Raw genomic sequence first — 25,946 nt, 5'->3', positions numbered from 1 at the left:
TGCGACGCTAACACTGCTTCCAGTTCGAAGCAACGGTAGAATCGCCGTCATGACGGATGCAGCCCTCACTCCGACCCAGCTCTCGGCCTACCTGGCCTTCACCGAGGTCGGCAGCCTGCTGCGCCCGGCGGTCGAGCAGCAGCTGCGCGAGGCCGGCGACCTGAGCTACCTCCAGTTCCAGCTGCTGGCGCGCCTGGGCGACGCCCCGGACGGACGACAGCGGATGACCGACCTCGCGGACGGCGTCGCGCACAGCCGCAGCGGCCTCACCTACCAGGCGCAGCTGCTCGAGCAGCGGGGGCTCGTCACCCGCTCGCCGTCACCGGACGACGAGCGCAGCACCGTCGTCGCGCTGACCGCCGCGGGGCGGGAGGTCCTCCGAGCCGTCTTCCCCGGGCACATCGCGACCGTGCACGGGCTGCTGTTCGCCCCGCTCACCGAGGCGGATGCGGGTGAGCTCGCGCGCATCCTCGGGCGGGTCGGCGAGCACCTGCGGGCGGCGCCGCCGAGGTCGGCGCGACGGCGACGGTCGAAGCCCGCGAACGGCTCCCCGCTGACCGGACCTCGCGAGTCCTAGAGCAGACCGGTCAGCACGCCGCCGTCGGCGCGCAGGGCCGCCCCGTTCGTGGCGGAGGCGCGCGGGCTGGCGAGGTAGGTGACGAGCGAGGCGATCTCGTCCGGCTCGAGGAAGCGCTCGACGAGGGAGGTTGCGCTGCCGCCGATGATCGCGGCGCGGAGGGCGTCCACCGGAACGCCCTGCGCGGCCGCGATGCCCTCGACGCTGCTCGCGACGCCGTCCGACCAGGTCGGGCCGCCGAGGACCGTGTTGACCGTGACCCCGGTGCCGCGGGTCAGCTTGGCCAGGCCGTTGCCGAGCGCGAGCATCCCCGCCTTGGTCACTCCGTAGTGGGTCATGTCGGCCGGGACGTTCACGCCGGACTCGCTGCTGACGAAGACGATGCGGCCCCAGCCGGCCTCGAGCATCGAGTCGAGGACGTGCCGGGACAGGCGGACGCCGCTCATCACGTTCACCGTGAAGTAGCGCAGCCACTGCTCGTCGGTGATGCCGGCGAAGGGGGCGACCTCGAACAGCCCGACGTTGTTGATCAGGATGTCGACGCGGCCCAGACGGCTCAGGAGCCGCTCCACCGACGCCGCGTCGGCGAAGTCCGCGGCGATGCCCGAGACGACGGCGCCCGGCACCTGCGCGCGGAGCTCCTCGATCGCCGAGTCGACGCCCGCTCGGCCGCGCCCGTTCACCACCACCTCGACGCCCTCCCGCAGCAGCGCGAGCGCGATCGCCCGGCCGATGCCCTGCGTCGACCCGCTCACGAAGGCGCGCCTGCCCGCCAGTTCCAGGTCCATCCGGTCCGTCCTCTCCCATGGCAGCTCATTGCTTGCCTGGGAAACTGTAGCCGATTCACTTTCCCGGTCAAGTGAATCGGCGCTACGCTCATGAGGTGACCGGCCCTGATCCCGCCCCGTCGAGCGGCGACGACCTCGCCGCGTGGAGCGCGCTCGCGACCGTGCTCGAGTGGCTCCCTGCGACGCTCGACGCACAGCTGCTGCGCGACTCCGGCCTGAGTCACTTCGAGTACGGCGTCCTCTACGCCCTGGCCGCCGCTCCGGAGCGGACCCTGCGGATGAGCGCGCTGGCGGGCTACGCGAACAGCTCGCTGTCGCGGCTGTCGCGCGCGGTCTCGCGGCTGGAGGCACGCGGCTGGGTCGAGCGGCGACCGGATCCGGGCGACGGGCGCACGACCCTCGCGACACTGACCGCGGCCGGCGCCTCCCAGCAGGAGCAGGCGGCACCCGGCCACGAGGCCCTGGTCCGCGCCGTGGTCCTCGATCCGCTGAGTGCACGGCAGCGCCGGGAGCTGCAGGCGATCGCCTCGACCATCGCACGGGCCATCCGCCCGGACGACTCGTGGACACCGCCGGAGGGCCGCTCCTCCCGGTGATCCGGCGAGCCGCGGCCCGGCAGTCGAGGTGGCACGGGACGTGCGGAACGGCGCCGATCGGGGGCGGCAGGCGACCGTTCCGAGCGCCGCGTCAGCTCACGACGATGCGGGTGAACGCGGTCGCCTCGCCGTCGGAAGCGTTCGCGTAGGCGTAGGGGCGGGCGGTGGAGAAGGCGACGTGCTGGCCGACCGCGAGCCGGACGTCCGCCTCGCCCTCGCGCTCGAGCACGAGGGCGCCTGCGGTCACGAGGAGGATCTCGTGCCAGCCCTCTGGGTCGGGCTGCGCCCGGTAGCGGTCGCCGGGACCGAGCGTCCAGGTCCAGAGCTGCGCCTCGGCGCGGGCCGGGACGGACGCGAGCAGGACCGCGACGCTGGCCGCGTCGTCGCCGCGCCAGGCCACCTCGTCGATCGCGGCGGGGACGGAGCCGGGCGCGGAGACGAGGGCGGTGAAGCTGGAGCCGAGCGCGACGGCGAGCCGGTCGACGCCGGTGAGACTGATGTTCGCCTCGCCCGCCTCGACGTTGACGATGGTGCGCCGGCTGATGCCGGAGAGCTCGGCGAGCGCCGCCTGACTCAGCCCGGCCTCCAGCCGCGACCGGCGGAGGTTGCTGCCGACGTGGGCGAGGACGGCGGCGGGCTCTGGCGTGCGCATCGTTCTGCACTCTATAGTGTGCAGAATGCTGCGCACCCGCCTCCTCTCGGCCGTCCGGTTCTCGCGACCGGAGTGGGCGCTGATCGGGATCACCGCGCTCTGGGGCGGCACCTTCCTGGCGGTGCACGTCGCGATGCAGCACAGCGGGCCGCTCTTCTTCGTCGGGGTGCGGTTCCTCGCGGCGGGAGTGATCAGCGCCGTGGTCTTCCACCGGTCGCTGCGCGGGATGCGGCGGATCGACCTGGGAGCCGGGGCCGCGATCGGCGCGATGATCTTCCTCGGCTACGGGCTGCAGACCTTCGGACTGCAGAGCATCCCGAGCAGCACCTCCGCCTTCCTCACGGCGCTGTACGTGCCGCTGGTGCCGCTGCTGCAGTGGGTCGTGCTGCGGCGGCGGCCCGGGGTGCTCACGCTCGTCGGCGTCGGGCTGGCGTTCGTCGGGCTGCTGCTGATCGCGGGCCCGCAGACCGGAGTGGGACTCGGGGCGGGCGAGGTCGCGACGCTGATCAGCACCCTCCCGATCGCCGCGGAGATCATCCTGATCAGCGCGTTCGCCGGGCGGGTCGACCTCGGGCGCGTGACGGTCGTGCAGCTCCTGGTCGCGGGCGGACTCTCGTTCGCCTGCATGCCCTTCGCCGGGGAGGCGATCCCCGCGTTCTCCTGGGTCTGGCTCGTCGCCGCCCTCGCCCTCGGCGCGAGCAGCTGCCTGATCCAGTTGACGATGAACTGGGCGCAGCGCTCGGTCTCGCCGACCCGGGCGACGATCATCTACTCCGCCGAGCCGGTCTGGGGCGGGATCATCGGGCGGCTCGCCGGCGACCGGCTGCCGGCGCTCGCGCTGCTGGGGGCGGCGCTGATCGTCGCGGGGACGCTCGTGAGCGAGCTGCGGCCACGGCGAGCGAGCGAGAACGCGGCGGAGGTGGATGCGCGAGGACCGGAGGAGCCTCTCGAGGCGGCCACCCCCTCTTCGGAGCCGCTCGACCGCACCTCAGGCTCGTGAGTGCTCGCCCGAGACTGGCCCACGGCCAGGAAGTTAGGTTAGGTTAACCTTCGCAACCCCGTCACCCCTCCGAAGGATCGCCGTGCCCGTCTCCCGCACCCCCCTCCGCCGCACTCCCCTGCGCGTCACCGCCGTCGCCGCGCTCGGCCTCTCCGCGCTGCTGCTCGCCGGCTGCTCCGCCGGGGCCGACGCCGCCGGCACCGACGGCAGCACCGACGCCGCCGCGACCGGCGCGGGCTTCCCCGTCACTGTCGAGCACGCGTTCGGCGAGACGACCGTGGAGTCGGCCGACCGCGTCGTCGCGACCAGCTGGACCAACCAGGACGTGGCGCTCGCCCTCGGCGTGACTCCGGTCGGCTTCGCGAAGGCCTCCTACGGCGACGAGGACGGCGACGGCCTCCTCGCCTGGACGAAGGAGGCGCTCGACGCGAGCGGTGCCGAGACGCCCACGCTCTTCGACGAGACCGACGGCGTGCCGTTCGAGGCGATCTCGGACCTCACCCCCGACGTGATCCTCTCCGCCTACTCCGGCATCACGCAGCAGGACTACGACACCCTCACGCAGATCGCCCCGACCGTCGCGTACCCCGGCCTGCCCTGGGCGACCACCTGGCAGGACTCCGCGAAGCTCGACGGCGAGGCGCTCGGGCTGGGCGACGAGGCCGAGGCGAAGGTCGCCGAGGTCGAGGACGAGATCGACGCCGCCGTCGCCGCGAAGCCCTCGCTCGCCGGCAAGACCTTCACCTACGGCTGGTACGACCCGACCGACGCCAGCACCTTCACCTACTACACCGGCAACGACGCGCGCGTGAAGTTCGTCGAGGACCTCGGTCTCGAGCTCGCGCCGAGCGTCGTCTCGCTCACCGGCGACTCCGAGCTGTTCAGCGGCACCGTCAGCTCCGAGAACGCCGACCAGCTCGACGCCGACGTCCTCATCGTCTACGGCGACGACACCACCCTCGCTGCACTGCAGGCCGACCCGCTGCTCTCCAAGATCCCCGCGGTCGCCCGCGGCTCGGTCTACGTCCTCACCGACGACTCCTCCGAGGCGATGGCGACCTCGTCGCCGAACCTGCTGAGCATCCCGTGGGTGCTCGACGAGTACACCACCGGCCTCGCGACCGCCGCCGACAAGGTGTCGTGACCGCCGAGGCCACGGCACCCCACCGGCGCCCCGGACGCGGCGACATCCGCCTCCGGGGCGCCGGTGCGCGCTGGCGCATCCCGGCGCTGATCGCGGTCCTCGCCGCGCTCGTCGTCGCCTCGGTGCTCTCGCTCGTCTACGGCTCCCGCGAGATCCCCTTCGGCGAGATCTGGCCCGCGCTCACCGCGCCCGACCCGGACTCGATCGTCGACGCGGCGGTGCAGGGGCGCGTCCCGCGGACGGTCCTGGCGCTGCTCGTCGGCGCCGCGCTCGGGCTCGCCGGCGCGGTCATGCAGGGGATGACCCGCAACCCGCTCGCCGATCCGGGGATCCTCGGGCTGAACGCGGGCGCGTCCCTCGCGGTCGTGCTCGGCATCTCGACGCTCGGGGCGGCGACGCTCCCCCAGTTCATCTGGCTCGCCTTCCTCGGCGCGGCGGCGGCGGGCGCCTTCGTCTACGCGGTCGCCTCGCTGGGACGCGAGGGCGCCACTCCCCTCAAGCTCGCGCTCGCCGGCGCCGCGACCGCCGCGGCCCTCGCCTCGCTGATCAGCGCCGTGCTGCTCACCCAGGACGCGACGCTCAACCGGTTCCGGTTCTGGCAGGTCGGCGGAGTGGGCGGCGCCGAGTTCACGAGCATCCTGCAGGTCCTGCCGTTCCTCGCGGTCGGCGGCGTGCTCGCGGTCGGCAGCGCCCGCGGACTCGACGCCCTCGCCCTCGGCGACGACCTCGCGAAGGGACTCGGCCGCCGCGTCGGCCGCACCCGCCTCGTCGCCGGGCTCGCCGCGGTGCTGCTCTGCGGAGCGGCGACCGCGATCGCGGGGCCGATCGGCTTCATCGGGCTGACGGTCCCGCACCTCGCGCGGCGGTTCACCGGACCGTCGCACTCCTGGCTGCTCCCCTCCTCCGCACTGCTCGGCGCGCTGCTGCTCGTCGTCGCCGACGTGCTCGGCCGGGTCGTCGCGCGGCCGAGCGACGTCGAGGTGGGCATCGTCACCGCACTGATCGGGGCGCCGGTGCTGATCGCGATCGTGCGGCGCTCGAAGGTGCGGGCCCTGTGAGCGCCGCCCCGTCACTCCGTTCCTCCACGGGTTCTCCCCCGCTCGGCATCGCCGCCGGCCGTCGCCGCCGCGCCCGCCGCACCGCGCTGGGCTGCAGCCTGCTCGCGCTGATCGCCCTCGCGCTCGTCGTCGTGTCGCTCACCGTCGGCAGCACCGTGTACTCGCCGCTCGAGGTGCTGCGGGTGGTGCTGGGCGAGACCGTGCCCGGCGCCTCCTTCACCGTCGGAACCCTGCGGCTGCCGCGCACGCTGACCGCGGTGCTGGTCGGCCTGGGGTTCGGGATGGGCGGCGTGATCTTCCAGACGATGCTGCGGAACGCGCTCGCCAGCCCCGACATCATCGGCATCACCTCCGGCGCGAGCGCGGCGGCCGTCGTCGCGATCGCGTTCTTCGGACTCTCCGGTGGCGCGGTCTCGGTGATCGCGGTCGCCGCAGCGCTCGTCACGGCGCTGCTGATCGCCTGGCTCGCCGACGGCAGCGGCGTGATCGGCGCCCGGCTGATCCTGATCGGCATCGGGATCGCGGCGATGCTGCAGAGCGTCATCGCCTACGTGCAGACGCGCGCGCAGTTCGAGGACGTGCAGGAGTCGCTGCGCTGGCTGACCGGCAGCCTCAACTCGGCCTCGTGGGCCGGGGTGCCCGCGCTCGCGCTGTCGATGCTGGTGCTCGCGCCGCTCGCGCTGCTGCTGGCCGGGCGGCTCTCGATGCTGCAGCTCGGCGACGAGTCCGCGACCGCGCTGGGAGTGGACGTGCGGCGCAGCCGGCTGGGACTGCTCGCGGTGGCGGTGTGCCTGGTCGCCGTCGCGACCGCGGCCACCGGGCCGATCGCGTTCGTCGCCTTCGTCTCCGGGCCGATCGCGCGGCGGCTCGTACCGGACGCGCGCGTGCCGCTGATCCCGTCCGCGCTGGTCGGGATCGTCGTCGTGCTCGCGGCCGACCTGGTCGCGCAGCACGTCGCCGGGCTCGCCTTCTCGGGCGCCCGCTTCCCCGTCGGGGTGGTGACCGGTGCGCTCGGCGCGCCGTTCCTGCTCTGGCTCCTCGCCCGCCGCAACCGCACCGGAGGGTCGCTGTGACCGCCCCGACCTCCCCCGTGACCGCCGGTCACTCCACGCTGTCCGTCGACGGTGTGACGCTCGCCTACGACGAGCGCGTGGTCGTCGACGGGCTGTCGCTGACGGTGCCGACCGGCGCGATCAGCGTCATCGTCGGGGCGAACGCCTGCGGCAAGTCGACGCTGCTGCGGGCGATGGCGCGGCTGATCACGCCGCGCGAGGGGGCCGTGCTGCTGGACGGCGAGGCGATCCACCGGCTCCCGACGCGGCAGGTCGCGCAGCGGGTGGGGCTGCTGCCGCAGACGCCGATCGCGCCCGAGGGGATCGCCGTGGCGGATCTGGTGGCGCGCGGGCGGTACCCGCACCGCGGCTGGTTCGGGCGGGGCGCGTCCGCGGACGACGACGCGATCGTGGAGGACGCCCTGCGCGCCACCGGGACGCTCGAGATCGCGGACCGGCCCGTCGACGAGCTGTCCGGAGGGCAGCGGCAGCGGGTGTGGATCGCGCTGGCGCTCGCGCAGCGGACCGACGTGCTGCTGCTCGACGAGCCGACGACCTACCTCGACGTGTCGCACCAGATCGAGGTGCTCGACCTGCTGACCGACCTCAACCGGGAGCGCGGCACGACGATCGTGATCGTGCTGCACGACCTCAACCTGGCGGCGCGCTACGCCGACCACCTCGTCGCGGTGCGGGCCGGGGCGCTGTACGCGTCGGGGACGCCGGCCGAGGTCGTGACCGCGGACACGGTGCGCGCGGTCTTCGGCATGGAGTCGCGCGTGATCGCGGACCCGGTGTCCGGGACGCCGCTGGTGCTGCCGATCGGGCGGCACCACTCGGGGTGAGGGGCCCAGCATGTTGCGCCGAGGCGTCCTCGGACGGTCGAGGCGTCCCGGTGCTGCTGGACGTCTCGACCATTGCGGGACGCCTCGGCGGGGTGCACTCCATGATGATCGAGTAGCCCGCACACCGGGCGTATCGAGATCCACCACCGTCAGAACGCGAGTCTGCAGACCCGCCCTGCTGATGACGGCGGGTCTCGATACGCCCCTACGGGGCTACTCGACCAACATGATGCGGCGCCGCCGCGTCCTTCTTCCCGCCACCGAGACGCGAAGCGTCTTCCCCGCTCGATACGCCCCTCCGGAGCTACTGGACAGCATGGGGCGGTGGGAGCGGTTTCCTGGGGCCGGTGTCGGAGGCGTGTGGCACCCTCCTCCGAGGAGTCCGCAGGCGGCGGACGGAGCGGAGCGGCATGATCGAGCTGGACCTGAGCGGACGGACGGCCCTGGTGACGGGGTCAGGCCAGGGCATCGGACTCGCGATCGCCATCGGGCTGGCACACGCCGGCGCCGAGGTGGTCGTCAACGCGCGATCGGAGCGGTCGGTGCGCCGAGCGATCAAGGACGTGCGCGCGGCGGTGCCCGACGCCTCCGTCCGCGGTGTGGCCGCCGACGTCTCGAGCGAGGCCGGAACGGCGAAGCTGCTCGAGTCGGTCCCGCGGGTCGACGTGCTGGTGAACAACCTCGGCATCTTCGGCAGCACCGAGCCGCTCGACATCACCGACGACGAGTGGCGGCGCTACTTCGAGGTCAACGTCCTCACCGGCGTCCGCCTCACCCGCGCCTACCTGCCCGCGATGACGGAGGAGGGCTGGGGCCGCGTCCTCTACATCGGCAGCGACTCCGCCGTCGTCACGCCGGCCGAGATGATCCACTACGGCGTCTCGAAGACCGCGCTGCTCGGCGTCTCCCGCGGCTTCGCGAAGGCCGCCGCCGGCACCGGCGTCACCGTCAACAGCGTCCTCGCCGGGCCGACGCACACCGGCGGCGTCGAGGACTTCGTCTACGAGCTCGTGGACCACTCCCTCCCCTGGGAGGAGGCGCAGCGCGAGTTCATGCGGCTGCACCGCCCGCAGTCGCTGCTCCAGCGCCTGATCGAGCCGGAGGAGATCGCGAACATGGTCGTCTACCTCGCGTCGCCGCTCGCCTCGGCGACGACGGGCGCCGCCGTGCGGGTCGACGGCGGGTACATCGACGCGATCGTGCCGTAGGGGCGGGACCCGAGGCGCCGGCTGGGACGGCAGGAGGACCGCGCGCGCCAGCTCAGTAGGTGCACTGCGCCGGATCACGACTCGCAGGACCGACACCACGCGCCACCGTTAAAGATGAAACCGCCGTGATCGAGGCGATCTACGGCGGTTTCCGAAACCCGACCGCGGCCGGTGCCGGGGGGATATGAAGCCGACCATATCGTTATGGATGTGATCCCACAACTCAGCGAAGGAGAGCAGAAGGCTCTGATCGCGAGCCTCGCGAGGCAGCGCCTGCGCCGATAGCTCGACGAGGTCGCACTCCTCAAGTTCGTTCTCGCCCATCCCGACAGCTACTGGCATACGGTCGGTACGTGCAAGATGGGGCCGACCTCGGACCCGACCGCTGTCGTCGACGGTCCTGGGAAGGTGCACGGCGTGGAGGGGCTCTGGGTCGCCGACTGCTCCATCATGCCGATGGTCCCGCGAGCCACCAAGGCGATGCCGGCAGTCGTGATCGGAGAGCGGATCGCGCAGTTCCTGCTCGAGACCCGCGCGACCGTGTGAGCGGAGCTTCATCGACTCCCTCGTCGCCCGGCTCCCGAGCACGCCGGTGTCCGGCCACCCCGCGGTAGCAGGCGTCCTTTGTGGGCGGTGAGTTCTGAGGAGCAGTTCGCGCCTATCGTCCGGCTGCTCGAGAGCTGGTACAGGGGGCAAGGACTCCCTGTGCGGCTGATGCAGGGTCTCTCCGTCCCTGTCGGCTGTGATGGTTCTCCACCGCAGTTCGAGACTCGACTCGAGTAGTCCGCGGCGCAGGGGCTTCTCTCGTCACTGCAGCGCGTGCATATTCTCGCTTTCCCTTCCCCTGCTCGCAGGGGCGAAGGTGCGGAGACGCCATTCAGGCCCGCAGGAGCTGTTCAGCTCTGCGCGAGCGGATGAAGAGCCGCAACCACGTCGAAGGAGGGGACGGCGAGCCACTGGTTCTGGAGGCCGTCCGACGCGGCGACAGCCGGCCAGTCCTGATGAGCGCTTCGTCCCGTCCGACAGCGGCAGCACTCGCAGACCTGCTGGTCGCGGTCTTCCTCCCCCGCTATCGCTCGACGGGCTCTCGTCGCTGACCTCGTCCGCTGCGATCGCAGTAGCTGCGTCACTCCAGGAGGACGACGTCGTTTCCGCACTCGCAGCGAAGACTCGAGACGAGGCCGGCCGGGGGCGCGACCACGGCTGCCGCCGACCGGCGGACCGTCGTCGAGCGGAACGCTCGAACCCTCCATCTCGATCCACCTCGAAGGAGAAGACATGCGCATCGCCGTCGACATGACCAAGTGCCAGAGCTACGCGCAGTGCGCCTTCCTGGCGCCCGACGTGTTCCGATTCGAGGGTGACGAGGCGCTCGTCTACGACCCCGATCCGGCGGAGGAGTTCCGGGCTCGTGTCCAGCAGTCCGCGGCGGCCTGCCCGGTGCAGGCCATTCGTCTCGACGGGGAGCAGCGAAGGCCGCTGCATCGGTCGTCGGGCCCGTCGGTGCTGACCGACGCCGATCGAGTGGTCGTCGTGGGGGCGTCCCTGGCCGGACTGACCGCGGCCGAGACCTTGAGAGCGGAGGGATTCACGGGCTCGATCACGATCATCGGCGAGGAGAGCGGCGAGCCGTACGACCGACCGCCTCTGTCGAAGCAGGTCCTGCTCGGGACGGTGTCCGCTGATGGCACCCGCCTACCTCAGGCCGCCGACCTGGACATCGAGTGGCGCCTCGGCATCCGCGCGTCCGGCCTCGATGTGAGCAGGCGGGAAGTCGTCCTCGCGGACGGTGAACGAGTGCCCTACGGCCGGGTGCTCATCGCCACCGGCACCCGGGCCCGGCCGTGGCCCGTGGCCCACGAATCGGCCCTGGACGGCGTCCACACCCTTCGCACCGCTGACGACGCGGCACGTCTCCGTGCGCGCCTTGCTGCGGGCCCGCAGCGTGTCCTCGTCGTCGGCGGTGGCTTCACCGGCTCGGAGATCGCCTCGGCCTGCCGACGTCTCGAAATCCCCGTCACTCTGGTCGATCGAGGACCCGCTCCGCTCGCTCGAGCGCTCGGTGCGACGGTCGCTCACGTCCTCGCCGGCGTGCAGCGCGAACACGGCGTCGATCTGCGGTCGCAGGTCACCGTCTCGAGTCTGCAGTCCGACGCGAGCGGAGCGGTCACCGCGGCCGTGCTTTCGGACGGGACGACGGTGAGCGTCGACGTGGTGGTCATCGCCATCGGCGCGCTGCGGAACACCGAATGGCTCAGTGAGTCGGGTCTGTCTGTCGGACCGCTCGGTGTGGACTGCGACGCTTCCTGCCGTGCGCTGGCCGGCGACGGAAGCGTGGTCGACGGGGTCTTCGTCGCCGGCGATGTCGCCGCCTTCCCCCACCCCTCGGCCGGTGGCCGCCGGATCTCTGTCGAGCACTGGGGGAATGCCGTGGGCCAGGCCACGATCGCCGCCGGCAACATGCGGACAGGCGGACAGGCACGCCACGAGGAGATCCCGGTGTTCTGGTCGAATCAGTTCGGCCACGTGATCAAATCCGTGGGGATGCCCGATGCGGCGACCAGCATGATGATCGCGCAAGGGTCCCTCGACAAGCGCGCCTTCGTGGCCGTCTACGGACACGGCGACCGGATGGTAGGTGCCACCGCGATCGACCAGGTGAAGTGGCTCGAGCACTACCGGCGTCAGATCCGTCGTGGAGCCCACTTCCCTCCGACAGGCCGGACGATCGACAGCCCCTCCGATACAGACCATGGCGTGCACCCTCATTCGCGTGCGCCTCGCCCCGCCGTAATCGCCCGTAGCTCCAACGAGAGGACGACACCGTGAACACGTCTCCCGAATCCCGCTCCTGCCCTGTAGCCGGCGGGTCTTCCGCTGCGACCGAGGTGTGGAACCGCTTCCTCGACCACGACAGCAGACCCGACCCTTATCCGCTGTACGCCCGCCTTCGCGACAACGCGCCTGTCCAGCGTCTCGACGACGGCGCATTTCTCATCACCGGCTACGACGAGATCCTCCAGATCGTCCACGACCCGCGTATCAGCTCGAATCCGCTCGCCGGTCCTGACGACGCGGGTGACGCCGACCCCGGGCTGACCTCCGCCTTCGTGATGCAGGATCCGCCCGACCACGACCGTCTCCGCCGCCAGACCATACGGCACTTCGGGCCACCTCACCACGGCGGGTACATCGACTCCCTCCGTGACGACATCACACGGACCGCGACCGCCCTCATCGATGCCTTTCCCGCATCCGGCACTCTGGATCTCGTCGAGGCGTTCGCCTACCCGCTGCCGGTCGTGATGATCTGCGACGTGCTCGGCGTCCCGCACGAGGACGAGCCGCGCTTCCACGCCTGGAGCATGGCGATCATCGCGGCACCTGAGGCCACGACCCCCGAAGAGGCGCAGACGCTTCAGGAGGAGGCGACGGCGGCGACCCGCGAACTCAGCGCCTACCTCGCTCAGCTCGCCGAGGTCCGTCGAGGAACACCTCAGGGCGACCTCCTGTCCGGGCTGGTCAACGACGACGGCTCCGACGACTCGATGTCGACCAGCGAGATGATCAGCACCTCGATCATGCTGCTGATCGGCGGCCACGAGACGACCGTGAACATGATCGCCAACGGCGCGCTGACGCTTCTTCGACACCCGGAAGCACTCAATCGGCTGCGCGCGGATCCGAGCACCATGCCGCTCGTCTTCGAGGAGCTGCTCCGCCTCGAGCCGCCCGCTCAGGTCACGCCGAAGTACAGAGCCCTCGAGGACGTGCCGGTCGGTGACGTGACGATCACCGCTGGGTCCCCCGTCTGGATCGCCTGGGCGGCAGCGAATCGGGACCCCCGCCATTTCGCCGATCCTGACCGCTTCGACCCGACACGGGAGAATCGGAACCACCTCGGATTCGGAGCCGGGATCCACGCCTGCTTCGGCGCACCGCTCGCCCGCCTCGAGACTCAGATCGCCTTGGCAGAGCTGTTCTCCCGTCTCGAGAACGTGCGCCTCGTCGACGATCCCCCGCCGTATCGCCGTAACCCGCTCCTGCGCGGCCCCAGCCGTCTGGACATCACCTTCGACAGCATCCGACCGCTCTGAGAGGCGGCGACCCGTTCGCACGGAGCTTGATCTCGACATCGGTCGCGGAGCCGAGGCCGACCGCGTCCTCCGGCGGCACAACGATCGTGGTCAGCAGAGCGCCCTCCTCGTCGTAGGCGAGGAGGGCGGGGCGGTTGTGCACTCCGAACTTGGCGAGAACGTACTCTCGCGTCTGCCTCTTGATGAGCTCATGGCGCTCGAGAGAGGAGGGGCGCGCGATCAGTCGCGAGCTGCGGGGCGCTCACGATTGATCGCCCGCATCCTCACTGGACGGACCAGCCGCCGTCGGAGGCGAGCACTATCCCGTTCACGTTGGCGGAGTCGTCGCTCAGCAGCCAGGTGATCGAGGCGGCCATCGTGTCGGCCGAGACGACCGCCGGGATGAGCGCCATGAACGGCGAGAGCCGCTCGCGCCCGAACTCGGACGCCATCGTGCCCTCGATCGCCGTGGCCGTCGGGCCGGGGGCGACGGCGTTGGTGCGGATGCCGGAGGGGCCGTAGAGGAACGCGGCCGACTTCGTGATGCCCACGACCGCGTGCTTCGAGGCCGTGTAGGCGGTGCCGGCCGCGTTGCCGCGCAGCGACGCCTCCGATGCGATGTTGACGACGGAGCCGCGGCCCTGCGCGAGCATGGCGGGCAGCACCGCGCGGCTGAGCGCGAACGTGCCGTCGACGTTGACCGAGAAGACGCGGCGCCAGAGGGAGTCGTCGACCTCGTGGAGCGGCGTCATGCCGTCCATGATCCCGGCGATGTTGGCGAGGCCGTCGATCCGCTCCCCCGCCGCGGCGATGATGGCTGCGACTCCGTCGGCCGAGGTGATATCGGCGGTCACGGTCACGACCGAACCCTCGGCGGAGGCGGCGGCCAGCTCGTCGATGCCCTTCGGCACCACGTCGACCGCGATCACCCGGGCGCCCTCGCGCACGAGCCGGCGCGCGGTGGCCCGGCCGATGCCCGAGCCTGCGCCGGTGACGATGATGGTGCGATCCGCAAAGCGCGCCTGAGCATCCGGCTCGGCCTCCTCCTCCGGGATCACGCCGCCGTTCGCCTGCTTGACGAGCGTGTCGACGAGCTCCTGCGGGAACCGGCCGCCGCCGAGCTCGACGAGGGTCTGCAGACTGAGGCCGGCGGCGGGCGCGAGGTCGTCGGCGGATTGGCCGCCCTGGGCGAGGATCCCGCGGAGGATCGGGCCGCCGACGGAGTCGTCGAGCCACTCCTGAACGGTGTTCTTGGACGTGAGCATGCGGTTTCTCCTTGTGAGTAGCGGGATCAGAGGGTCGGGAGCAGGGCTAGGACGTCGCTCGTCGTACCCGTCTCGCCGAGCACGGGCAGCACACGGGCGACGCTGTTCTCGTGCGAGGCGAGCTGGAGGTCGGTGACGGCGTCGGTCGCGACGACCACCGAGTAGCCGAGGTCGTAGGCGGCGCGCGCCGTCGACTCGATGCCGAAGCTGGTGGTGAGTCCGGCGAGCACGACCTGGGTGACGCCGCGCCGCGTCAGAGCCTCGTGCAGCCCCGTCCCGCCGAAGGCGCTCCAGGCGCTCTTGACCAGCACGATGTCGCCGTGGCCGAGAGCGGGCAGCGGAGCGATCGCCTCGGGGGGCAGGACCGGCGCCGTCCGGCCGCGTCCGACCTCCGTGCGCCCCGGGTTCGGGTGGCCGAGGTCGGCCGTGACCAGGGCGACGGGCAGGCCGTGCCGGCGGAACGTGTCGGCGAGCGCCGCGGCCCGAGCGATGACGTCGTCGATGGGGTGGACCAGCGGATTCGCGATCGTCGCGGGCTGCAGGTCGACGACGATCAGCGCGGTAGCGGCGTCGAGGGCGCTGATCGTCATCGCGCGTCGCTCCCGAAGGTGACGACGACCTTGTCGGCGGCGCCCGGCGTCGAGGCGGTGACGAAGGCCCGGTCGACCTCGGAGAAATCGACGACGTCGCTGACGATCACCGCGTACTTCTCCCAGTTCGCGACCAGATCCTCCGTCACCTCGAAGATCTCGGTCGGGTAGCCCATCGAGAGCACGATGGTGAGCTCGGAGCCGAGGATCGCGCCGAAGTCGACCTCGACCGGCTTCTTGTGCACGGCCACGATGCCGAGGGTCGCGCCGTGCTTCGCCGCGCCGAGGATCGTCTGCACCACGATCGGCGCACCGGCCGCGTCGAGGAACACGTCGGTCGCGGGCTTGCGCTGCCCGCGACGCGCGGGGGCCTCGCCCTGCAGCTCGATCAGGCGCTCGACGACGTCCTCGCGCGAGGAGTCGACGACCGCGTCGGCGCCGACCGCGAGCGCCTTCTCGAGACGGGAGGGGATCACATCGACGACGGTGACGTGACCGGCGCCGAGCGCGCGGTAGGCGAGCACCGCGCCGAGGCCGATGGGGCCGGCTCCGAAGACCACGACGGCGTCGCCCGGCTTCGGCTGCGTGCGGTTGACGGCGTGGCGCGCGACGGCCATCGGCTCGTTGAGCGCCGCGACCTCGAAAGGGATGTGGTCGGGCACGATCTGCAGGCTCCGCCCGAGCACCGCGTTCTCGATCAGGAGGAACTCGGCCATGCCTCCGCTCGTGCCGCCCGAGCCGATGATGCCGGTGGGCGCGGCCATCGGGTTGATCACCACCCGGGAGCCGATCGGGACGCCCTCGACGTCGGCTCCGACCGCGACGACTTCGCCGGCCGGCTCGTGGCCGAGCGGCGTGCGCCCCTCGATCCCGGGCAGCCCGCCGAGGGCGATGTACAGCGCGTCGGAGCCGCAGATCCCGCACGCGCGCACCCGCACCAGCACGTCGGCCGGTCCCGGAGTCGGGGTGTCGACCTCGACTGTCGTCGTCGTTCCGGGGGCCGTGACCATCGAGAGCTTCATCCGTGGTTCTCCTTCTTCGTGCCTGAGCTTCGTGCCTGAGCTGGTGGTGATCTGCATGATCTGGTGTAAAGCTAGCCGAACGGCTATCTTTCGACAATAGACGCCTAGGATCGTCAGCGAACGAGGAGGAGCGATGGCCCGACCGGTCGGTAAGCGCGGCGAATCGCGGGCGCGCCTCCTGCAGACGGCGCTGCGGCTCTTCGGCGAACGCGGGGTCAACGGCACGTCGCTGCAGAACATCGCCGACGAGCTCGGAGTGACCAAGGCGGCCGTTTACCACCAGTTCGCGTCGAAGGACGAGATCGTCCTCGCGGTCGTCCAGCCCGCCTTCGCGCGGATGGCCGAACTCGTGCGCGAGGGCGACGCGGCGCCTCCCGCGCGCGCGTTCGACGTCACGCTCGAGGGGCTCGTCGGGCTCGCCGTCGACCACCGCGAGTTCGCCGCCGCGATCCAGCGCGACCCCGCCGTCGTGCAGCTGCTCTGGCGCGACCCCGCCTTCGTCGAGGCGACCACCGGCATCAACCGCCACCTCATCGGTTCCGACCCATCGGCGGAAGCGCGCATCGCGCTCGCGGTCGCGGGCGGCGGCCTCATGATCGCTGGGATGGATCCTTCACTGCGCTCGACCGAGCGCGACGTGCTAGCCAGGGTGCTACTGGAATCTGCACGCACTGTGCTCGCGCCATATCGCGTCTGCTGAGGCGCGTCCGGTAGTTGTGGCGAGGCCGTCGCGGACGATCGCGCCGCTCCGCCTCCGCCCGCCGTTGCGCGCATTTGGGTTGCAGGGTGTCCGCCTTCTCTCTCCAGCTAGCGGGCAGTTGCGCTTTCCCGAGTCGTGGCCTCGACCGGACGTGAGGCTGACCCACGGATGAGCGCGGACGGGCAGATCCCGGGGTGGAGCCCAGATCGCCGCCGACCACTATGCCGACCACTCGACTGTGACGGTAGGAGAATCTCGCGGGAGTCGCGGCCTTCCTCTCTCGGACGACGCCGAATGGCTCAACGGCTAGACCTGGTCGATCAACGGTGGGGCCTTCATGCGGGAGTGGGGCTCACGGGCGGAGCGTCGACGGCCGGCGCTCCGCCCTTCGGTGCACGACGCGCCTCACCGCTAGTACAAGCATCCCGCCACGTGGTCACCACCTTCGCTTGGCCCGCCTCCTGACTGATCGCCACGTATTCGCGACCGCCGCTGTTTGCAGGACGAGCGCATCGCGTGACGCGATGTTCGCGCTCTGAACGCTTCACACAACGACGGCGATACTCGCTTTACATGGGACTGCTGGGCGCGTCACGGGCCGCGAAGGGCTTCGATGCCCTCACGGATATCGCCCGCGATTGAAGTTGGGACGGCTGTCCTGGCGGAGTCGATGCAAGTCGCGGCGCAGGCGGCAGCGGTGTCGTCGTCAGGAAGCCTGATCGCACGGACATAGTCGAATCGACCAGTTGCGGGCCGCGCCCGCCTCTGTGTCCGTGTCCGCGGGCTTTGAAGCAACTCCCCTTGGACTCGGAGTACCCGCCGCCGCCGCGGCTCGTTCCTGCAGATGTCCGCTTCATCCGAGCGCCAAGGATGAAGGACTGCGCGAAGGAGCGCGGGCCGCGGGGTCGAGCGCGACGTGACAGGGGTCAGCTGCACGAGTCTGCGAGGAGACCCATCGAGCCGCATGGATCCCTGAGGCCCCAGCGCTGGAGCTCCTGGAGAGCTGAGCCGCACTACGTGCGCCGCGACTCGAGCGACGAGGCCACCTGAGGAGTCCAAGTCGCCAATTCCCGGTTCCGCCGCCGGACCGATCGCCGCGGAGGACCCTGTCACCTCGACTGACTGCTCGTCCGTCAGAGACACTCCTCCTCCGGCTTCCGCCGGAAGATGATCTTGAAGATCGGGAAGAAGACGATCACGGAGATCAGAGCATTGATCAGCATCGTGACGCCATCGGCGATCGTCTCCCCGGCGCTGCCGAGATCGAGAGCGACGATGAAGAACTCATAGATCGGCGCTTTGTAGAAGCCCTGCAGAGCAGCGGCGCCCACCGTGATGACGACGTAGGCGAGGACGTACCACTGCGCGGCGCGCCACGGATTCGTGTTCGACTTGAAGGTGACCGAGCGCTGGAGGAAGAAGTTGATGAACTGCGCCAGGGCGAGTGTCAACTGCACTGCGAGGAAGTACGCGAGCCCTCCCCCGCCCTCGGGCAGTGCGCCGGCCGCGTAGTCGAACACGAAGAACGCCTCATGGCCCGACTCGCCGATCCGGAGCCAGCGGAAATCGGTCGCGACCAGCGGAGTCATGCCGAAGAGCCACTTGGACAACGGCATCACCACGAGTTGAAGCACCGTCAATCCGCTGTTGAGCAGAGAGAAGACGAGGAACTGCGCGACACCGGGGTGCCTGCGAGCGAACGACCCCCAGGCGCGAGGTGAGTCAGCGGAACGATTCCCGGATCCGGACGGCTTCTGAACCGCGCTGCTCTCCTGCGCTGTGTTGATTCCGGACACCAGTGCCACCTCTTCGTCGACGATGCGTCGAAAGACGCACTTCGATTCAACTCAGGAGACAGTCCGGCGGTGGCGTGAACTCACGAACTGTCATTCTCGGAGCACGATCAGCTATGGAACAGGTCTCGATCACGTCGCCTTCGCGCCGGACGGGAGCGGGATCAGGATCCGGAGCGAGAACCAGTTCTCGCGCGATTCGAAGGTGACGGTACCGTCGTACTTCTCCGCGACGCCGCGAATGTTGCGAAGGCCGAAGCCGTGCTGCGAGGGATCCGGCTTGAGGGAGACCGGATGACCCTCGACGATCCGCAGCCGCCCATCGAAAGTGTTCTCGACCCGGATCATCAGAAGTTCGTTCTGCGAGAACACCGCGACTCGAATGAGGCGCCTCTCGAGATCAGGCACGCGCACCGAGCTCTCGATGGCGTTGTCGAGAGCGTTGCCGAAGACGGAGGTGATGTCGATGACGTTCATGAAGTCGAGCAGGGCGCCATCGGCAACGCAGGTGAGCTGGATCCGCTGCTCGGTGCAGTACGTGCTCTTTGCGGACAGGAGGATGTCGAGCACGGCGTTGCCTGTGCGTCGTTGATTCGCGAACGCCTGGATGCTGCCCTCGAGCTCGTCGAGGTACGAATCCTTCCGGCGTGGGTCGTTCTCGGCCCGGATCACCTCGATCTGATTCTTCATGTCGTGGTACTTCCGATCGACCTCCTCCATTGTGCGTTTCGACTGCAGGTACAGATCGTGCTGCTTCCTCAGCAGGCTGTCCATCGCAGCGTTCTCGATACGGGTGCGCAACTGGACGCGTTGCTCCTGCTGTGCATACAACGCCACGAAGCCGCACAGGTCGACGAGAGTGCGGATGTAAAAGACCTCGAGGCCCAGCCTGCCGCTGAACGGGGTGTCGGGGATGACGAAGCTGATATTGCTCACCGCGAATGTCGCGGCGGCGATGAGCGCTGTCGCTCCGAGCTCGCGTGCGCTCACCTCGGAGAAGGAGCCGCGCGAGAGATGCCTGGCCTCGGCGAGGCCGGCGAGGCCGAGGATGCAGGCGTAGATGACGACGACCACTGAGGTGTGCGCCGAGTCGCTCGGATCGCGGAAGAAGAAGCTGAGCAGCTGCCACTGGAAGGACGCGGCGAACTCCGCGAGGACGAGCGCGCGGGCGGTCAGGAAAAGGGCGCTCACGGTGCGCAGCGTCAGCATGGTTCGCAGCATCCCGAACATGACGAGAGTCGCCACGGCCATCCCGAGGGTCCAGAGGTAGATCGGAAGAAGCCCTGCGAGGAGCTGGATTGCGACCAGGAACGCCAGCCAGAGCGGCAGGCCGAGCGCTATGCGGCTCCAGGACCGCGAGCGCGACAACACGATGACGTAGACGACGCAGGCACCCCACTCCGCGAAGGCCGTGAGGAGGCGTGGAATGTCGGGGAGCGGGTCGGCTATCACGCTCGCGAGCTCCCCAGGTAGTCGCTGATCGCCTCCAAGAGCCCCTTCTTGCGAGGTCTGCTGATCTGAAGCTCATGACCGCCGCGGAGGGAGCAGATGTTCTGCTTCACCCCGGTCACGTGACGCAGGTTGACGAGGTAGCAGTTGTTGCTCCGGAAGAAGTCGTCGGCGGCGAGGCGCTCCTCGAAGGACTTGAGAGAGCCGACGAGGGAGTAGGTGCGCGCGATCGTGTGCACGGTGATGCGGTGCTTCACGCTCTCGATGAAGAGCACCTCCTCGACGTCGACCCGGTGTTGCTCCACCCCTGTACCCAGGAGGAGGTAGGACCGCTCGCGACGGGCGGCCTGCTCGATGCACCGGCCCAGCTCCTCCGCGAAGCCCCCGTACGGCACCGGCTTCAGCAGATAGCTGAGCGCCGCGACCTGGTACCCGCCGATCGCGTACTGGGGCGAGTTCGTGATGAACACCAGCACGACCTCCTTGTCGACCTCGCGAATTCGCTTAGCCGTCGTCATCCCGTCCACGTGCTCCATCTCGACATCCAGGAACACGACGTCGTAGACCGGCTTGTAGCGCGAGAGGATCTCGCGTCCGTCGGAGAAGGTCGATACGTCGAACCGTAGTCCGCTCTCAGCCTGGTATCTCTCGAGGTGGCTGACGAGGAGCTCGCGGCTGCGATCCTCGTCCTCGACGACAGCGATGCTGATCATGCCGCCTCTCCTTCGAACCATCCACGGACCACGGTGTCGAAGCGCGTGAGTGCGCTCGCGATCGCCATGTGCATGTCAAGGTACTGATAGGACCCGAGACGACCTCCGAACAGTACTCGGTCCCGACTTGCGGCGAGACGACGGTAGCGGCCGAGTAGCTCTTTGTCCTGCTTCGTGCTGATGGGGTAGTACGGCTCGTCGGGCACCTCTGCAAAGCGCGAGTACTCGCGCATGATCACTGTCGACGCCTCCGTATAGGACCGTTCCGGATGGAAGTGCCGGAACTCGTGGATACGGGTGTAGGGGACGTCGGTGTCCGAGAAGTTGACGACTGCCGTGCCCTGGTAATCAGCGATGGGGAGCACCTCGAGCTCGAAGTCGAGTGTGCGCCAGCCCAGAGGCCCGTGCTCATAGTCGAAGTACCGATCGATGGCACCCGTGTAGACGACAGGAGTGCGGCCCTCGACCCGCGACCTGCTGAGGCTGTGGGTACCGTCGAGGTAGTCCGTCCCGAGGACGATCTCGATGTTCTCATGCTCCGCCATGCGGGCGATCCACGCGGCGTAGCCCTCCCGGGGAAGGCCTTGATGAGCGTCGTCGAAGTAGCCGGAATCGTTCGTGTACCGGACGGGGAGACGATCAATGATGGACGGAGGGAGACTGCGCGGGTCGGTCTGCCATTGCTTCGCCGTGTAGCCCTTGACGAACGCCTCGTAAAGGGGCGCCCCGATGAGCGAGATCGCCCGGTCCTCCAGATTCGAGGCGGTGCCGGGATCGACTCCCCTCGAGTGGCGCTCGACCCAGTCGCGCGCCTCCGTGCTCGTCAGAGCGGTGCCCAAGAACTTGTTGATCGTCTGGAGGTTGATGGGCATCGGGTAGGTCTCGCCGCGGTGGCTCGCGACCACGGCATGACGGTAGGTCGTGAAATCAGTGAATCGGTTCACGTACTCCCATACCCGCTCGTGAGAGGTGTGGAACAGGTGCGCGCCGTACCGGTGGACCTCGATTCCGGTGGTCGGCTCGACGAAGCTGTGCGCGTTGCCTCCGATGTGATCCCTCTTATCGACGACGACGACACGCAGCCCGAGCTTCTGAGCTGCTCGCTCTGCGATGGTCAGCCCGAACAGGCCTGCACCCACGACGAGAAGATCCATGGTCCCACCTCCCCGCCGCCCCGACCGGTCGGTCTGCTCCTTCTCGCGACACTCAATTGAACCCGACGAACCAGCGGAGCACGCGGTAGACGATCAGCGTGACGGCGCGACCGAGCCGCCCCGGCAGAGTAACGACCCGTCCCATCGGGCTGCGGCTCACTCGCCGGAACAGCTCGGGATCCCGCCGCTCCAAAGACTCCCACCAGCGGGTGTGGCGGTCGAGATCGTCCTGAGTGCCTGAACGGATCAGGAGAAGCGCGGTCACCGCGCTGATCACGCCGAAATAGTGAACGAGGTACGTGTGCAGAGCCGGAGGCACGTCCTCGAGCGCTGGAAGTGCAGCCCGCATCATCTCGGTCACGCGGAGTTGATCGTCGATCCGCCGGATCATCACGTTCTCGTTCACGGACTGGTCCGGTCGGCCCGTGACATAACGGTAGAGGTCGACGTCGAGGTAGTAGAGCGAGACGACTGAGGGGAGCGGCACGAAGGCGTAGAGATTGTCGACGTAGGACGTGTGAGCCGGGAGTCTCAGAGCGGCGGCACGGAGCACATCCGTCCGGTAGGTCAGCGCGTGCATGAGAAGGTATTGGCTCGGACGGAAGCGCCCGATCTCCCCCCATCGGAAGACGCGACCGCGCGGAAGGACATTGCGGTAACGGACCGCCCGGTGGCATCGCCTGCCGGTTTTCTCGTAAACGAAGTTCGAGACCACAAGGCCCGGACCTCGCCCCTTCGAGTCGAGGCGGGCGAGAGTGTCCAGAAGCCGGCGCAGCGCGACGGGGTCGAGCCGGTCATCACTGTCCAGAACACGGATGTAGCGTCCCGAGGCGGAGGCGATCCCGGAGTGCACCGCAGGACCATGGCCGCCATTGGGCCTGTGGATCACGCGGACCGAGTCGGGGAAGAGCCGCTGGTACTCGTCGGCGATCGCGCCCGTCGAATCTGTCGATCCGTCGTCGACGACGATGACCTCGACGTCTGTGCCGCTGCTCAGAGCGGAGTCGATCGCGCGGCGCATGTAGTCGGCGGAGTCGAAGCACGGTACGACGATGGACAGGATCCTCATGTGTTCAATCCTCCCGACCGTGACGCGCGAGAGCCTGAGGTCCCTCCTCCGGCTCTCGTCGGAAGATCACCTTGAAGATCGGGAAGAACACCCAGAAGGAGATGGCCGTGTTGATGATCACAGTGACGACGTCCGCAATGACTCCGCCGGTTGCGCCGAGCCCCCAGGTGTCGATGAGGAGCTCGTAGATGGGCCCCTTGTAGAGGCCCTGCAGCGCGGCGGCGCCGAAGGTGATCACGACGTATGCGAGGACGTACCAGAAGGCCGCACGCCAGGGGCTGGTGTTCGAACGGAAGGTGATGTTCCTCTGTGCGTAGAAGTTGATGACCTGAGCGATTGCGAGAGTGCATTGCACCGCGAGGAAGTACGCAAGACCGCCGCCACCGTCGGGCAGCTCTCCCGAGCTGTAGTCGAAGACGTAGTACGGGCTGCCGTCGATGTTGCTCCCGATCGGCAGCCACTGGAAACCGGAGTCGACCAGGTCCGTAGCTCCGAACACCGCCTTGAAGATCGGCATGAGGACGAGTTGCAGCACGGTGATGCCGTTGCTCAGGACGAGAAACACGACGAACTGCGCGGATCCGGGGCGTCTCTCAGCGAACGTCGTCCACGTCTTCCGGATTCGCCCCAGGGGAGCATTCGTCGGGGCCGGACGCTTCCCGCCGCTCATGCTCCGCGTCCCAGCTCGCGGCGCAGCTGCACTGTGAGACGTCGGTTCAGCACAAAGCGCTTCACCAGCGCTCCGATCCCTCGGATGTGCTCGCCGTTGACGATCTGGAGGAGCGCGTCGACCATGTCCGTCGAGACGGTGCCGTTCGTCATCTTCGCAATCGACCGGAAGGGCATGTTGTAGAGGAACAAGAGGTTCAGATCGGGTCGGTGCAGCGCTTCCGCCTGCTTCATCCGGCGCTCCAGCAGACGGACCGCGAGTCGGGCGAGCGGACTCCGGGCGGCACTCATCCGGCACAGGGGGTCGTTGGGCGCAAGGTCCCTCGTCGACCAGCGGGCATCAGGGACCGGCCTGCCGAGTAACGCGGCGAACTCTTCGTCCGTTACGGCAGCGACCCGACCCGAAGCGTAGGGTGCGAGGGCCGCCGCCGGCTCCACCGGATCGATCGATCCCCCGACCGCGAGGGAGGCGCTCAACCGGATATCCGCAACGCTCGCTCCCACCGAGACGAGGTACTCGCCCGTCTCGACCTCCCAGGACCGACGACCCACGTCGTAGTGGCGGAAGGTCGTCTCGTCCATGGGTATCGTGACAGCGCGCGATTCTCCGGGGGCCAGAGCGATCTTCACGAAGCCCTTGAGCTCCCGTGTCGGACGAGGGATGCCGTTGGTGGTGCGACCGACATACAGCTGCGCGATCTCCGCCCCAGCGACGAGTCCTGTGTTCGTGAGAGTGAAACGCACCCCTGACTCGTCGGCAGTGAGACCGCTGTACTCGAATTCGGTGTAGCTGAGCCCGAACCCGAAGGGGAATCTGACCGGGACGCCGGCGGTCACGAAGTACCGGTATCCGACGAAGAGGCCCTCGCGGTACTCGGCGGTCCGTTCGGTACCCGGGTAGTACGCGTGGACAGCGGTGTCCTCGCTTCGGAGAGGATACGTCTCCGCCAGCTTTCCGGATGGCGTGACGACTCCAGTGAGCACATCGAGCATCGCTGCAGCGCCTGCCTGACCGCCGAGGTACCCGTGCACCAGTGCCGAGCACTTCTCGAGCCAAGGGATCTCCACTGCGGAACCGGCACTGAGCACGACGACGATCCTCGGGTTCACCTCGTGCAGGCGGGTGAGAAGCTCGATCTGGTTGGCCGGCATTCTCATGTGGACGCGATCCAGTCCCTCAGACTCGCTGATCTCGTCCAGCCCGAGGTAGACGAGAACGACGTCGGCCGGTGCTGCCGCCCGCACCGCCGCCTCGAGAAGCGACGCCGAAGCCCGGCCGTCGCGCTCATACCCCCGCTCGAAGGCGACCAGTTCGAGCCCAGAGTAGGGGAGCGATTCGAGAGTGGTCGTCATCCTCGTGGGGTTCACGACGGAGGAGCCCGAGCCTTGGTAGCGCGGGTTCTCCGCGAAGTCGCCGATCACGGCGACTCGCGTCCCTTTCCTCAGCGGCAGAACGCGGTCCTCGTTTTTGAGGAGGACGATGCTCGAAGCGGCTGCGCTGCGGGCGAGGTCGTGGTGCGATGAGACGTCTACCTCTGCAGGTGCTGCTCCGAGCGTCTCCACTGACAGAGCGAGCATCTCCCGGACGCGCTCGTCGAGGACGCTCTCCGCCAGAGCACCGCTGCGCACCGCTTCGACCAACCGGTGGGCCGAGTCGAACCCGGGGGAGGGCATCTCGAGCGTGCTTCCGTTGCGCGCGCCCGCGACAGCGTCGTTGCCTCCTCCCCAGTCCGTTATCACAGCCCCCGTGAAGCCCCATTCGCCACGGAGCACCGTCGAGAGTAGGAACGGATCCTCGTTCGCGTAGACGCCGTTCACAAGGTTGTAGCTTGACATCAGAGCCCGCGGAGCAGACTCCCGCACGACGATCTCGAACGCGGCCAGGTAGATCTCGCGCAGGGTGCGCTCGTCGAGAACGGAATCGGTGGTCATCCGACGCAGTTCCTGATTGTTGACGGCGAAGTGCTTCGGAGTCGCAGCCACTCCCTGCTTCTGAATCCCGCGGACATAGGCTGCTGCGAGTTTGCCCGAGAGGTACGGATCCTCCGAGAAGTACTCGAAGTTGCGACCGCAGAGAGGGCTGCGCTTGATGTTCAGCCCAGGGCCGAGCAACACGTCGACGCCGAGTGAGCGGGCCTCGGCGCCGAGGGCTCGGCCGATCCGGTCCGCCAGGTCCACATCCCAGCTGTTCGCGATGGTGGCCGCAGTCGGGAAGCAGGTCGCCTTCTCGGATTCGTGAAGGCCGAGATGATCTGAGGAGCCGAGCTGCTTGCGCACGCCGTGCGGTCCGTCCGAGAGGAAGAGAGAGCGAACTCCGTGGCGGGGAAGCGAGCGGGTCTCCCACACGTTCCTCCCGCTGAGCAGGGCTGCCTTCTCGAGAAGTGTGAGGTTCGTGATCATGGGGTGTTCCACGCTGACAGGACGGAGGTCGGTGGTGACCCGTGGCATCGGTGCCAGGTCCGGTCGGCGATACCTCTCCTTCGAAGTCGGGGTTTCTCGGTCCATCACAAACCAGCGCAGTAGGCG

Annotated in this window: 23 protein-coding genes and 1 pseudogene; 12 read left to right on the top strand and 12 right to left on the bottom strand. The window is 69.1% G+C overall.

Features of this window, described 5'->3' with window-relative positions:
* The first annotated feature begins 49 nt into the window (after positions 1–49).
* Positions 50–577, top strand: a complete 528-nt coding sequence (locus HRK28_RS09245; protein ID WP_173251211.1) for a MarR family winged helix-turn-helix transcriptional regulator — start codon at positions 50–52, stop codon at positions 575–577.
* Here HRK28_RS09245 and HRK28_RS09240 read toward each other — a convergent pair.
* Complete coding sequence (locus HRK28_RS09240) at positions 574–1,365, bottom strand: SDR family NAD(P)-dependent oxidoreductase (RefSeq protein ID WP_173251210.1); 792 nt, start codon at positions 1,363–1,365, stop codon at positions 574–576. The genes HRK28_RS09245 and HRK28_RS09240 overlap by 4 nt on opposite strands.
* Positions 1,366–1,460: 95 nt before the next feature.
* Between HRK28_RS09240 and HRK28_RS09235 the strand changes: the two genes are divergently transcribed.
* Positions 1,461–1,961, top strand: coding sequence for a MarR family transcriptional regulator (locus tag HRK28_RS09235; protein ID WP_173251209.1), 501 nt, complete (start codon positions 1,461–1,463; stop codon positions 1,959–1,961).
* Between the two features lie 91 nt (positions 1,962–2,052).
* On the opposite strand, the gene HRK28_RS09230 is transcribed toward HRK28_RS09235, so the two are convergent.
* Complete coding sequence (locus tag HRK28_RS09230; protein WP_173251208.1) at positions 2,053–2,613, bottom strand: helix-turn-helix transcriptional regulator; 561 nt, start codon at positions 2,611–2,613, stop codon at positions 2,053–2,055.
* Positions 2,614–2,638: 25 nt separating this feature from the next.
* On the opposite strand from HRK28_RS09230, the gene HRK28_RS09225 reads away from it, so the two are divergent.
* The 9 genes and pseudogenes from HRK28_RS09225 (at position 2,639) to HRK28_RS20795 (ending at position 13,017) form a co-directional block, all read left to right on the top strand.
* Positions 2,639–3,613: a DMT family transporter gene (locus HRK28_RS09225; protein ID WP_173251207.1), complete on the top strand. Its 975-nt coding sequence runs from the start codon at positions 2,639–2,641 to the stop codon at positions 3,611–3,613.
* Between the two features lie 82 nt (positions 3,614–3,695).
* The gene (locus HRK28_RS09220; RefSeq protein ID WP_173251206.1) at positions 3,696–4,757 is read left to right on the top strand and encodes an iron-siderophore ABC transporter substrate-binding protein; all 1,062 of its coding nucleotides are present in this window, start codon (positions 3,696–3,698) and stop codon (positions 4,755–4,757) included.
* Between the two features lie 77 nt (positions 4,758–4,834).
* Positions 4,835–5,815, top strand: coding sequence for an iron ABC transporter permease (locus HRK28_RS09215; RefSeq protein ID WP_173251965.1), 981 nt, complete (start codon positions 4,835–4,837; stop codon positions 5,813–5,815).
* Positions 5,812–6,888 (top strand): iron chelate uptake ABC transporter family permease subunit, encoded by a 1,077-nt coding sequence (locus HRK28_RS09210; RefSeq protein ID WP_173251205.1) that lies wholly within the window; start codon positions 5,812–5,814, stop codon positions 6,886–6,888. Before HRK28_RS09215 ends, HRK28_RS09210 begins: the two co-directional genes overlap by 4 nt.
* Complete coding sequence (locus HRK28_RS09205) at positions 6,885–7,712, top strand: ABC transporter ATP-binding protein (protein ID WP_367948381.1); 828 nt, start codon at positions 6,885–6,887, stop codon at positions 7,710–7,712. Before HRK28_RS09210 ends, HRK28_RS09205 begins: the two co-directional genes overlap by 4 nt.
* Positions 7,713–8,125: 413 nt before the next feature.
* The gene (locus HRK28_RS09200) at positions 8,126–8,920 is read left to right on the top strand and encodes an SDR family NAD(P)-dependent oxidoreductase (protein WP_160091474.1); all 795 of its coding nucleotides are present in this window, start codon (positions 8,126–8,128) and stop codon (positions 8,918–8,920) included.
* A 309-nt stretch (positions 8,921–9,229) separates the two neighbouring features.
* Positions 9,230–9,466 (top strand): annotated as a pseudogene (locus tag HRK28_RS09195) (GMC oxidoreductase); the annotation flags it as partial.
* 732 nt (positions 9,467–10,198) lie between these two features.
* Entirely contained in the window at positions 10,199–11,749 is a 1,551-nt protein-coding gene (locus HRK28_RS09185) for an FAD-dependent oxidoreductase (RefSeq protein WP_217274631.1), read from the top strand.
* Positions 11,746–13,017, top strand: coding sequence for a cytochrome P450 (locus tag HRK28_RS20795; RefSeq protein WP_173251204.1), 1,272 nt, complete (start codon positions 11,746–11,748; stop codon positions 13,015–13,017). Before HRK28_RS09185 ends, HRK28_RS20795 begins: the two co-directional genes overlap by 4 nt.
* A gap of 263 nt (positions 13,018–13,280) precedes the next feature.
* Here the strand turns inward: HRK28_RS20795 and HRK28_RS09175 are convergent, their stop codons facing one another.
* The 3 genes from HRK28_RS09175 to HRK28_RS09165 are packed head-to-tail and all read right to left on the bottom strand — an operon-like array spanning position 13,281 to position 15,873.
* Entirely contained in the window at positions 13,281–14,261 is a 981-nt protein-coding gene (locus tag HRK28_RS09175) for an SDR family NAD(P)-dependent oxidoreductase (RefSeq protein WP_173251203.1), read from the bottom strand.
* 26 nt (positions 14,262–14,287) lie between these two features.
* Positions 14,288–14,851, bottom strand: coding sequence for a cysteine hydrolase family protein (locus tag HRK28_RS09170; RefSeq protein ID WP_173251202.1), 564 nt, complete (start codon positions 14,849–14,851; stop codon positions 14,288–14,290).
* Positions 14,848–15,873, bottom strand: coding sequence for a zinc-binding dehydrogenase (locus tag HRK28_RS09165; RefSeq protein ID WP_173251201.1), 1,026 nt, complete (start codon positions 15,871–15,873; stop codon positions 14,848–14,850). Before HRK28_RS09165 ends, HRK28_RS09170 begins: the two co-directional genes overlap by 4 nt.
* Positions 15,874–16,006: 133 nt before the next feature.
* Between HRK28_RS09165 and HRK28_RS09160 the strand changes: the two genes are divergently transcribed.
* Entirely contained in the window at positions 16,007–16,573 is a 567-nt protein-coding gene (locus HRK28_RS09160) for a TetR/AcrR family transcriptional regulator (RefSeq protein ID WP_173251200.1), read from the top strand.
* A gap of 1,133 nt (positions 16,574–17,706) precedes the next feature.
* Here HRK28_RS09160 and HRK28_RS09155 read toward each other — a convergent pair.
* From HRK28_RS09155 to HRK28_RS09125, 7 genes are all read right to left on the bottom strand, one after another.
* Entirely contained in the window at positions 17,707–18,189 is a 483-nt protein-coding gene (locus HRK28_RS09155) for a hypothetical protein (protein WP_217274630.1), read from the bottom strand.
* A gap of 309 nt (positions 18,190–18,498) precedes the next feature.
* Entirely contained in the window at positions 18,499–19,818 is a 1,320-nt protein-coding gene (locus HRK28_RS20790; protein WP_173251199.1) for an ATP-binding protein, read from the bottom strand.
* Positions 19,815–20,528, bottom strand: a complete 714-nt coding sequence (locus tag HRK28_RS09145) for a LytTR family DNA-binding domain-containing protein (RefSeq protein WP_173251198.1) — start codon at positions 20,526–20,528, stop codon at positions 19,815–19,817. The genes HRK28_RS20790 and HRK28_RS09145 overlap by 4 nt, the downstream gene beginning before the upstream one ends.
* Positions 20,525–21,682, bottom strand: coding sequence for a UDP-galactopyranose mutase (gene glf / locus HRK28_RS09140; RefSeq protein WP_173251197.1), 1,158 nt, complete (start codon positions 21,680–21,682; stop codon positions 20,525–20,527). Before glf ends, HRK28_RS09145 begins: the two co-directional genes overlap by 4 nt.
* A gap of 52 nt (positions 21,683–21,734) precedes the next feature.
* Positions 21,735–22,751, bottom strand: coding sequence for a glycosyltransferase family 2 protein (locus HRK28_RS09135; RefSeq protein ID WP_173251196.1), 1,017 nt, complete (start codon positions 22,749–22,751; stop codon positions 21,735–21,737).
* A gap of 4 nt (positions 22,752–22,755) precedes the next feature.
* Positions 22,756–23,316 (bottom strand): GtrA family protein, encoded by a 561-nt coding sequence (locus HRK28_RS09130; RefSeq protein ID WP_367948380.1) that lies wholly within the window; start codon positions 23,314–23,316, stop codon positions 22,756–22,758.
* Between the two features lie 101 nt (positions 23,317–23,417).
* Entirely contained in the window at positions 23,418–25,820 is a 2,403-nt protein-coding gene (locus HRK28_RS09125) for a glycoside hydrolase family 3 C-terminal domain-containing protein (RefSeq protein ID WP_173251194.1), read from the bottom strand.
* Between the last annotated feature and the right edge of the window lie 126 nt (positions 25,821–25,946).

The organism is Rathayibacter sp. VKM Ac-2835, from assembly GCF_013266705.1.
In the GTDB taxonomy this organism is placed as follows: Bacteria; Actinomycetota; Actinomycetes; order Actinomycetales; family Microbacteriaceae; genus Rathayibacter.
The sequence above is the reverse complement of the archived record's forward strand: the minus strand, read 5'-3'. Positions and strand labels throughout refer to the sequence as shown.

Excerpts from the sequence above, each read along its gene's own strand:
- HRK28_RS09170 (WP_173251202.1), bottom strand. The coding sequence starts at position 14,851 with ATGACGATCAGCGCCCTCGACGCCGCTACCGCGCTGATCGTCGTCGAC.
- HRK28_RS09155 (WP_217274630.1), bottom strand. The coding sequence starts at position 18,189 with ATGCCGTTGTCCAAGTGGCTCTTCGGCATGACTCCGCTGGTCGCGACC.
- HRK28_RS09240 (WP_173251210.1), bottom strand. The coding sequence starts at position 1,365 with ATGGACCTGGAACTGGCGGGCAGGCGCGCCTTCGTGAGCGGGTCGACG.
- HRK28_RS09225 (WP_173251207.1), top strand. The coding sequence starts at position 2,639 with ATGCTGCGCACCCGCCTCCTCTCGGCCGTCCGGTTCTCGCGACCGGAG.
- HRK28_RS09135 (WP_173251196.1), bottom strand. The coding sequence starts at position 22,751 with ATGAGGATCCTGTCCATCGTCGTACCGTGCTTCGACTCCGCCGACTAC.
- glf (WP_173251197.1), bottom strand. The coding sequence starts at position 21,682 with ATGGATCTTCTCGTCGTGGGTGCAGGCCTGTTCGGGCTGACCATCGCA.
- HRK28_RS09165 (WP_173251201.1), bottom strand. The coding sequence starts at position 15,873 with ATGAAGCTCTCGATGGTCACGGCCCCCGGAACGACGACGACAGTCGAG.
- HRK28_RS09160 (WP_173251200.1), top strand. The coding sequence starts at position 16,007 with ATGGCCCGACCGGTCGGTAAGCGCGGCGAATCGCGGGCGCGCCTCCTG.
- HRK28_RS09145 (WP_173251198.1), bottom strand. The coding sequence starts at position 20,528 with ATGATCAGCATCGCTGTCGTCGAGGACGAGGATCGCAGCCGCGAGCTC.
- HRK28_RS09185 (WP_217274631.1), top strand. The coding sequence starts at position 10,199 with ATGCGCATCGCCGTCGACATGACCAAGTGCCAGAGCTACGCGCAGTGC.
- HRK28_RS09125 (WP_173251194.1), bottom strand. The coding sequence starts at position 25,820 with ATGATCACGAACCTCACACTTCTCGAGAAGGCAGCCCTGCTCAGCGGG.
- HRK28_RS09230 (WP_173251208.1), bottom strand. The coding sequence starts at position 2,613 with ATGCGCACGCCAGAGCCCGCCGCCGTCCTCGCCCACGTCGGCAGCAAC.
- HRK28_RS09175 (WP_173251203.1), bottom strand. The coding sequence starts at position 14,261 with ATGCTCACGTCCAAGAACACCGTTCAGGAGTGGCTCGACGACTCCGTC.
- HRK28_RS09245 (WP_173251211.1), top strand. The coding sequence starts at position 50 with ATGACGGATGCAGCCCTCACTCCGACCCAGCTCTCGGCCTACCTGGCC.